The 8,796-nt window shown below is 70.0% G+C and carries 9 protein-coding genes and 1 pseudogene; 4 read left to right on the forward strand and 6 right to left on the reverse strand.

The window, feature by feature from the left end; translation table 11 throughout:
* Positions 1–165 precede the first annotated feature (165 nt).
* Both VF468_02570 and VF468_02575 read right to left on the reverse strand, forming a co-directional pair.
* Positions 166–414 carry a hypothetical protein gene (locus VF468_02570; GenBank protein HEX5877195.1) on the reverse strand — a complete coding sequence of 83 codons (249 nt, stop codon included), beginning with the start codon at positions 412–414 and terminating at the stop codon, positions 166–168.
* 244 nt (positions 415–658) lie between these two features.
* Positions 659–952 (reverse strand): PadR family transcriptional regulator, encoded by a 294-nt coding sequence (locus tag VF468_02575; protein ID HEX5877196.1) that lies wholly within the window; start codon positions 950–952, stop codon positions 659–661.
* 59 nt (positions 953–1,011) lie between these two features.
* Here VF468_02575 and VF468_02580 point away from each other — a divergent pair, with 59 nt between their 5' ends.
* On the forward strand, positions 1,012–1,395 hold the full coding sequence (locus VF468_02580; protein ID HEX5877197.1) for a VOC family protein: 384 nt from the start codon (positions 1,012–1,014) through the stop codon (positions 1,393–1,395).
* Between the two features lie 388 nt (positions 1,396–1,783).
* On the forward strand, positions 1,784–2,128 hold the full coding sequence (locus VF468_02585; GenBank protein HEX5877198.1) for a DJ-1/PfpI family protein: 345 nt from the start codon (positions 1,784–1,786) through the stop codon (positions 2,126–2,128).
* Between the two features lie 92 nt (positions 2,129–2,220).
* Here the strand turns inward: VF468_02585 and VF468_02590 are convergent.
* From VF468_02590 to VF468_02600, 3 genes and pseudogenes are all read right to left on the reverse strand, one after another.
* Positions 2,221–2,875, reverse strand: a pseudogene (locus VF468_02590) (response regulator transcription factor).
* Positions 2,872–3,270, reverse strand: a complete 399-nt coding sequence (locus VF468_02595; GenBank protein HEX5877199.1) for an ATP-binding protein — start codon at positions 3,268–3,270, stop codon at positions 2,872–2,874. Before VF468_02595 ends, VF468_02590 begins: the two are co-directional and overlap by 4 nt.
* Positions 3,189–3,956 (reverse strand): trypsin-like serine protease, encoded by a 768-nt coding sequence (locus VF468_02600; protein HEX5877200.1) that lies wholly within the window; start codon positions 3,954–3,956, stop codon positions 3,189–3,191. The genes VF468_02595 and VF468_02600 overlap by 82 nt, the downstream gene beginning before the upstream one ends.
* Before the next feature lie 286 nt (positions 3,957–4,242).
* Here VF468_02600 and VF468_02605 point away from each other — a divergent pair, with 286 nt between their 5' ends.
* Together VF468_02605 and VF468_02610 are read left to right on the forward strand one after the other, a co-directional pair.
* Positions 4,243–5,607: a S8 family serine peptidase gene (locus tag VF468_02605; GenBank protein ID HEX5877201.1), complete on the forward strand. Its 1,365-nt coding sequence runs from the start codon at positions 4,243–4,245 to the stop codon at positions 5,605–5,607.
* A 260-nt stretch (positions 5,608–5,867) separates the two neighbouring features.
* Entirely contained in the window at positions 5,868–7,946 is a 2,079-nt protein-coding gene (locus tag VF468_02610; GenBank protein HEX5877202.1) for a phosphatase PAP2 family protein, read from the forward strand.
* A gap of 18 nt (positions 7,947–7,964) precedes the next feature.
* Here the strand turns inward: VF468_02610 and VF468_02615 are convergent.
* Positions 7,965–8,796, reverse strand: an 832-nt coding sequence (locus VF468_02615; GenBank protein HEX5877203.1) for a maltose alpha-D-glucosyltransferase, incomplete at its 5' end; no start/stop codon positions are given.

An 8,796-nucleotide genomic window follows, 5' to 3' on the forward strand; every position in this document is an offset into this window, starting at 1 on the left:
CAGCCGAATACCTCACCGCATCTGAACGGCAGCAACTCCGTCTTGTCGCTTGCACGGTCATTCTGGCGCTCGTTCGAGCCGGCCAAGCCCATGACACCTGGCGAACTCCAACTCAGCGGGCCATCGGTACAGAAATGGGCAGCTAGATACCTTCCAAGACTGCGGTCAGGAATCCAGCTCCGCGAGGCGAGCAGCCGCCTGCCGGAGTGCCTGGTCCAGCCCCTGTGGCTCGGCGAGGAGGGCCATCACCAAGGCGTGGATCATCGTGAGTCGACGCAGCCGCTGCTGTTCGTCGCCACGCAGCGCCTCCGAGAGCACCAGATCCAGATGTTGAAGGAATGTGAGGACGGCTCGGTCGTCCACCATAAGGCTGCCTGTCTGGGACATCACCACTGGTGGATAGAGCGCTTCCAACGGCTCGGCTGTTACAGCTCGTAGGAGAAACGCCCCGGTCGTGGCGGTCCTGCTCAGGCAGGCGGGCGGATCGGCGCTGCAGCTCAGGCGGGTACGGCGGACGAGTGCGTGGCACGTGGACTCCTGTCCGGGGGACAGGTCGTCCCCAGCGACAAGGTGGTCGTCCACCAGAGCGGGTCAACTCCAGGGCCGATAGCGACCGCTGGCGCAGTCCGCCACCTCGCATCATCCTTGAGTCTCCTGGTCACTGCAGGAGTTCGTCGCTGAGCTCGCGCAGGGCACGTCGCGCCTCGGCCAGGGCGGCGCGGCCGGCGTCAGTGATGGTGTAGCGGCGGATGCGCCGGCCGGCTTCCAGGTCGTCGTGGCCGGCCAGCAGCCCAGCGGCCTCCAGCCGGTGCAACGTGGGATACAGGGTCCCGGGGCTGATCCGGTAGCCGTGGCGGGCCAGTTCGGCCGCCATCCAGGCACCGTGGATGGGGTGCTCGGCGGCGTGGTGCAGCACGTGCAGCTGCACGGCCCCATGCAGGAACGAGCGCATGCGCCTATCCTATCGGATATCGATATCGGGTTCCGTAATCAGCGCCATGGGAGGTGTGCATGCCCGCCACCAGCACGGTCGGCGTCCGCTACATGATCGACGACGTCCCGGCCGCCATCGCCTTCTACACCACCCACCTAGGCTTCACCGTTGAGCAGGACGCTAGCCCGGCGTTCGCCGCCGTCACCCGTAACGGCGTGCGGCTGCTGCTCAGCGGCCCGACCAGCTCGGGCCGGCGGCCCATGCCCGATGGCACCCGACCGGTTCCTGGTGGCTGGAACCGCCTGCACCTGCAGGTCGATGACCTGGCCGGCGAGGTCCAGCGGCTACGCGCCGCCGACCTGCGGTTCCGCAACGACATCATCAGCGGGCCGGGCGGCTCCCAGATCCTGTTGGAGGATCCCTCCGGCAACGTGGTCGAGCTGTTCCAGCCCGCCCGCTGAGATCCCCGCCGCTGCCCTGGGCAGCGGGCCGGGCACCACCCACGCCGAAGCGGCCGCCGGCAGCCCTGGCGGTCGCTGACCATGCCCACCCCGGACCCCGACCCAACCCAGGCGCCCACGGCGGCCACGCTCGGGATCTTGCTCGCCCTCCGGTCCGGAGCCAGACGAGGGTCATGGCGGAAGCGGCTCTCGCGGGCCCGAACCTGAACCTGCCTGCAGCATCGCCCACCCCACGGCGGCTCGTGGTCGTGGTCGTGGACGGTGCCTCCCTGGGCATAATGTCCTTCGCGTTTGGCGTGTTCGACGCGGCCGTGTACTACGGCGCGCTACCCGAACTCGATGTGCGCATCGTCTCCGGCGAGCGGCCGCCGCGATGCGCGGCGGCGGCTTGGCCTACGACGTGCCCTACGACCTCTCCGCGATCCACGAGGCGGATCTGGCCATCGTGCCCTACTGGCGGGATCCGCCCGAACAGCCGCCAGAGCCGCTGCTGGAATCCCTGCGCCGCGCGCACGCCGCAGGGGCACGGGTGGCCGGCCTGTGCTCCGGAGTGTTCGTGCTGGCCGCGGCCGGGCTGCTGGACGAGCGCCCGGCCACGACGCACTGGGCGCTTGCTGGGGTGCTCGCCCAGATGTGCCCGAAGATCTCCGTCCGCGCGTCGGTCCTCTACATCGACGACGGTGACATCCTCACCGCCGGTGGTGGTGCCGCTGGGATGGACTGGCCGTTATGAACCGCGCCCTGATATGGGAGTGCTTCGAGCGGCATCCGTGGCCGTGCCATTCGCTACCGTGAGTCGTCCGGCAACCGCTGCAGGCACTACCGTTACCCGGTTCCGGACCGCACCAGGCCGGACTCGTAGGCGAGCATCACGGCCTGGACCCGGTCCCGTAGCTGCAGCTTGGCCAGCAGGTGGCCGACGTGGCTCTTGACCGTGGCGTCGCTGACGAACAGCCGCGCGGCGATCTCGGCGTTGGACAGCCCCTGGGCGATGAGCTTGAAGACCTCCCGCTCCCGGTCGGTGAGCCCCACAAGGGCATCGGTGCCGCCAGGACGAGGCAGGCGGGTGAACTGCTCGATGACCCGGCGGGTGATCGATGGGGCCAGCAGCGCGTCCCCGGCGGCGACCACGCGCACGGCGCCGATGAGCTGTTCGGGTGGGGCATTCTTGAGCAGGAAGCCGCTGGCCCCTGCCGCCAGGGCCTGGTACACGTACTCGTCCAGGTCGAAGGTGGTGAGGATCACCACGCAGGATCCCGAGCCGGCGGCCACGATCTGCCTGGTGGCCTGCAGGCGTCCAGGTTCGGCATCCGGATGTCCATCAGCACCACGTCGGGTTGCAGCCGCCAGGTCGCGGCCACGGCCTCGACGCCGTCGCCCGCCTCGCCCGCCACCTCGATACCCGCCTGGGTCTCCAGGATCATCCGGAACCCCGCTCGGACCGCTCCTGGTCGTCGGCGAGCAGCACCCGGATGGTCATGGCTCCTCGGCGGGGATCGGGAGGCAGACCCGCACGGCGTAGCCACCCTGGGGTCGGGGGCCCGCCTGGAGCTCGCCGCCGAACAGGGCAACGCGTTCGCGCATCCCGATCGTGCCGGCTCCCTGCGCGCCCCGCCCGGGTGCTGCTCCTCGGCCGTCGTCGCTGACCTCGACGGTGATGTCGTGCGTGCCGTAGCCGACCACGACCTCGGCGCGGGCGGCCTTGGCCTGCTTCAGGGCGTTGGTCAACGCCTCCTGCACGATCCGGTACAGCGACAGGTCGGTGCTGGTGGCCAGGGCCTGTCCAGCGATCCCTAGGGAAGGGTGACGTACTGGCTGAGGAATGCCCGCGCCGAGGCCGTGTCCAGGCGGTAGGTGACGTTGGTGGCCCGGCACATGGCGTCGCCGGTGATGGTGATGGCGGCCACGATGTTGGTCTCGGTCTCCCCGGCGCCGAGGAAGTTTGGCCCGCCCGAGTCGCCATAGCAGCCACCACCGTCCCCGCGGGCCGGGTTCATCGAGATGCGTAGCCAGCTCGGGTTGACGGCCAGCAGCCCGCCGGTGGCCACGTAGCGGACGTCGGCGTAGTGGAAGCTGGGACCGTGGTCGATGCTCACCGATTGCGCCCCATAGCCCACCGAGGTGAAGCGGGTCCCGACCCGCAGGCCGTCCAGCGACCCGGCCACCGGCAGCCGGGCCGGGGTGATCCCGCCCACCGGCTGGTCAAGCACGACGACGGCGATGTCGTGGGGGTCGTTCTGGGCCTGGGTGTAGTTGGGGTCGCCGTGCCAGGTCCCCCAGTACTCGGTCCCGGTCGCCGGGTCATAGGAGGAGTCGAAGGTCACGGCGACGCGGTCGACCTCCAGGTCGCAATGGGCGGCGGTGAGGAACACCGTCGGGGCGATGAGTGTGCCCGAGCAGGCCGCCCAGGTGCCGTCGGGATAGGCCTGCGGCGCCAGCAGCGCACCGACCTGCGGATGGCCGTCGCCGTCGGGGATGCCGTAGGTGATCGCCCCCGCGGGGGCTGCCAGCACCAGGGCGGCCAGGATCGCGATGCCGGCCAGCATGACGCCTCGTCGCATCATGACGTCCTCCCGTCGAAGGTCCAAGCGCCAAGGCGGCGGCCAGTTCCTGCCTTGTAAGCGCAACCGGACGAACTGGCGTTACAGGGGCACGCCCCCGACGACCCTGGCGTCCCGGCGCATCCAGATGCGCTCCCCACCACCGGCGTTGGCTTCAAGAGTGGCCCGCCAGTTCGGCCATGCGTCGGTCGGGGCTTGGCTGGCGGGGTCGTCGGCTGTAACAGGACCTGCTTGGCCGACGGTGTACCGGGTGGTGGGGGTAGTCGACCTAGGGAGGGTGCTCATCATGCACCTACGTCGGGCATTGCTCGTCCTCATGACGGCGGCCGTGCTCTGTCTGTCGGGGCTGGCCTCGATGGCCGCCGCATCGCCGGCCGGAGTGACCGCGGCCACACCGGCGGAGCTGACCGCCATCTGCGAAGACCTGTTCGCCGGCGTCTACGAGACCCCGAGCAGCGAACCGCTCGCCGTCTGCCAGTGGGACATGGCGCTGATCGACGCCAACGCCTCGGCCTGGTCCAATGCCACCGGTGCGGGCGTGACCATCGGCATCCTCGACAGCGGTATCGACCCGACCCATCCCGACATCGCGCCCAACCTGGATCTGGCCCGCTCCTGCTCGTTCATCAGCCCGGGCACGCCGACCGCCGATCCGGTGGAGGTGGCCACCAGCTGCGACAACAAGGCCGCGGTCCGCGACCTGTACGGCCACGGCACCCACGTGGCCTCCATCGCGGCCGCCCCCGTCAACGGCATCGGGATCGCCGGCGTGGCCCCCGAGGCGACCCTGGTCGCCCTCAAGGCCTGCACGGCCGGGGGCTTCTGCTTTGTCGACTCGGTCGCGGCCGCCCTGCGCTATGCCGGCGACCAGCGGCTGGATGTCGTGAACATGAGCCTGTTCGCCGACCCCTACCTCTACTACTGCCGCAGCGAGGCCGAGCAGCGGGCGATGCTCAAGGAGCTCCAGTCGGCCGCCCGCTACGCCCAGCAGCGCGGCGTCCTGCTGGTCGCCTCGGCCGGGAACGAGGCCGACGACCTCCAGCACCCGACGATCGACGAGATCAGCCCCGACTATCCGCCCGACAGCGCCGAGACCCGCCGGGTCCGCAACAACTGCCGGGTCGCTCCGGCCGAGCTGCCGGGCGTGGTGACGGTGTCGGCCACCGGTCCGGTCGGCTACCCCGGCTACACCCTGAACATCGCCGAGTACTCCTCGGTCGGCATGGGCGTGGTCGACGTGACCGCTCCCGGCGGCGACTACTTCTCAGCCACCGACACCGTCCAGGACGCCGTGCTCGGGGCGCTCCCGAACACGCCGTCGGTTCTCTGGGACGCCTTCGACCCGCTGGAGCCCGACCTGCCCGGCCTCACCGTGGTCGACCAGGGCGCCCGCTATGCCTTCCTGAACGGCACCTCGATGGCGGCCCCCCATGCCGCTGGGGTCGCCGCCCTGATCCGCCAGGTCCACCCGGAGTGGTCGCAGGGGGCGGTCGCGGCCGCGCTGGAACGCTCGGCCACCCCCCTCGCCTGCCCGGTCGACTGGGAGCCGATCAACGAGGACGATGACCGCCAACGCTGCTATGGCAGCGCCAACCGCAACTCCTTCTTCGGCGCCGGCATCGTGAACGCCGCCCGAGCGGCCGCGCTGTAGTCGAAGCTGGACACTGTTGGAGCCCCGGCCCAGCCGGGGCTCCAACCCGTCCACGCCATGCGGTGGACTGGCAGGTCGCCTGGTTGCAGGATGGGCAGATGGACTCCACCCCACGTCCGGTGCTCCCGGGCGCCGTTGGACCGCCGAGACCGGGCCAACCGGAGGTACGGCGGTCGGGGCGCCGACGGCGTCCCACCGGCGCCCCGCCTCCGCTGCCGCGCAGTATCCAGCCCACCGGCGTCTGGTGGGCGGCCGCCGCCGTGGTCCTCGTCGCGCTGGCCAGGATCGCCTTCGGTCCGGCCCGGCGCAGCCTTGGCGTGGCCGTGACGGCGTGGGATGACGCGGTGGTGCGCTGGCTGGCCGGGCTGCGGCTTCCCGGCCTGACCGGCTTGATGGAGGCGATTGTCGCCTCGACCGGATCGGTCGGCATGGTCGGGGCGCTGCGCTGGGCGACCGTGGTCGCATTGCTGGTGTTGCGGCGCTTCCGCCACCTGGTTGTGTTCGTGGGCTCGTTCCTGGCCGTCCTGCTGGTGGTCCGGTTGGCGACGGTGGATCGCCCGCGGCCGTTCGGGGTGGAGCTGCGCGGCAGTTGGGCCGGCTGGGCGATGCCGTCCCGGCCGGTCGCCATCCTCGCCGCGACCCTGGTCGGTGTGCTCTATACGCTGGTCCCGGTGGGCCGCTGGCGGCAGCTCGGCAAATTGGTCGCCACAGGCCTGGTCGCGGCGTTCGCCCTGGCCCGGATCCACCTCGGCGTGGACGCTCCCACCGACGCGCTCCTGGGCGCCGTCATCGGAGTCGCGGTCTCGGTTGTCGCCTACCGGCTGTTTGTGCCCAACGAGATCTTCCCGGTCGCTTACAAGCGGGGCCGCAGCGCCCACCTGGATGTGGGCGGCCGCCGTGGCGAGGCCATCCGCCATGCCCTGGCCGACCAGCTCGGGCTGACCGCGCTGGAGGTCAAGCCGTTCGGGCTGTCCGGGTCGGCCGGGTCGACCCCGCTCCGCATCCAGGTCCAGGACCGGGCCGGGAATCCCCGCCATGTCTTCGGCAAGCTGTACGCCAAGAGCCATCTCCGTGCCGACCGCTCCTACAAGCTCGTCCGGGCCCTGCTGTATGGGCGGCTGGAGGATGAGAAGCCCTTCAACACCGTCAAGCGGCTGGTCCAGCAGGAGGACTACGCGCTGGCGCTGATGCAGCGAGCCGGGCTGCCCAGCCCCGAGCCATACGGTGTGGCCGAGCTCACCCCCGAGCGGGAGTACCTGATCGTCTTCGAGTTCATCGATGGCGCCACCGAGATCGGCGAGGCCGAGGTCGACGACGCCGTCATCGACCAGGGACTGGCCATTGTCCGCCGGCTCTGGGATGCCAACCTCGCCCACCGCGACATCAAGCCGGCCAACCTGCTGGTCCGCGACGGCAAGCTCTACCTCATCGACGTGTTCTTCTCCGAGATCCATCCCAGTCCGTGGCGCCAGGCCGTCGACCTGGCCAACATGATGCTCTGCCTGGCCCTGCAGTCCAGCCCCCAGCAGGTCTACCAGCGGGCCCTCCAGCAGTTCACGGTCGGCGAGATCTCCGAGGCGTTCGCCGCCGCCCGCGGGCTGGCCCTGCCCTCCCAGCTCCGCAAGCTGATGCGCGCCCAGGGACGAAACCTGCATGCCGAGTTCGTGCGCCTGCTGCCTGAGCCACCGCGCCCGATCGGCGTCCAGCGCTGGAGCACACGACGCGTCGTCCTGCTCGCCCTCGTCCTGCTCGCCCTGATCCCGGCCATCCCGCTGGCCTGGGCGTTCGCCCGATCCAGCGCCAACCCCGGAGGCGCCGCGGCCGTCACCGGCGGGAATGGGTCCTGCACCCAGCTGGAGGAGCTGTGGCTGGAGGCACAGTCGGTGCCGTCCGCCTCTCGGATCCCATGTATTCAGGCGTTCCCAGCTGGCGTCGTCGGCGCCCTGGCTGTCCGCGACGGCGAGTCGGTGCTCGAGCTGAGCCAGGCCAGCCTTGACATCAACCTCAACACCGGCGGCCAGCCCCAGGCCGCCACCGAAGCGGGCAGCGTGACCATCCGGCTGACCGCGTCCTGCGCCCAGCCAACCGGGGACGGCCAGATCATCGCGCCGGGCGTCCGACGCCTCCGGACCCAAGGACCCGCCGGCACACCCCAGGTGGTTGACGTGTTCGCCGGCGGCTGTCTCACCTACCAGCCAGAGCCCGGCATCGGCCCGTCAGCGCCGCTCTTGGACCAGGCCCAGCGCGCCGTTGCCTTCCGGACCCGTGATGAGTTGCGCGACGCCCTCCGCCGCCGCTCTGGCGGCCGACTCCACCTCGACCCCGAAGGCGGCAGCTAACAGGCACAGCCGGTCCGGTCACGGACCTGGAGTGTCGGCCGGGACGGTTAGCAGCGACCTCCCCTGATGAGGTTCCAGGGAGACCGCGAATGTGTGCTCGTGGTCGACCTCGGTGATCACCTGACTGGTGAACATGTCAATCACCGCGCTGCCAGATGTCAGATGTTCCGACCTGACCCTGCCGGCAATGGACTGGTTGGAGAAGTTCAACACCGTCACCTGTAGGTGGGTGGCGTCAAGCCGATGGACCATCACCAGCATGGCCTTGTTGGACACGTCCGGCACGTCCACCTGCGAGCTGGTGGCGATGCCGCAGCGGGTGCGGACCGCCAGAATGTCGCGCAGCCGTGCTGCGAACGAGTTCGGGTCCTTCAGCTGTTGCGGCAGGGATCCGTACAGGCTCGTGCCACGCGGCATCTTGGATGGCGACTCGGTAGCCTCCGGCCGGTAGTCCATCAGATCGTAGGCTGCCCGGTGGATCCAGCGAGTGTCGCCGGAGGCCAGCAGCCGGGACACCTTGGACCGCTGGAGCGTCAGCATGCCGCACAGGTCCCAGCCGGACAACGCGAACACTCCAGGCTGCCATGCGTTGAACATGGCCAGGAGCAGGTGGGCCTGCTTGATCTTCTCGATCTGCGCCCGAGACAGGTCCGTAACGTCGGGGTAGCCGAGGGCCGCGGCGATCATCGTTGCGGTCGTCGAGGCAATGCCATTGGTGGTAAAGATGGCGTTGTACGGGGCGGCCTCGCCGGTGAGTTGTTCGATCAGCTCCGTGCGAATCTGGGTGGCGAGCTCGCCACCAGTCAGTTCAGCACCTCGGAACCTAAAAATGTCGTCCTTGTGCCCGATG

The organism is Actinomycetota bacterium, assembly GCA_036280995.1.
GTDB lineage: Bacteria > Actinomycetota > CALGFH01 > CALGFH01 > CALGFH01 > CALGFH01.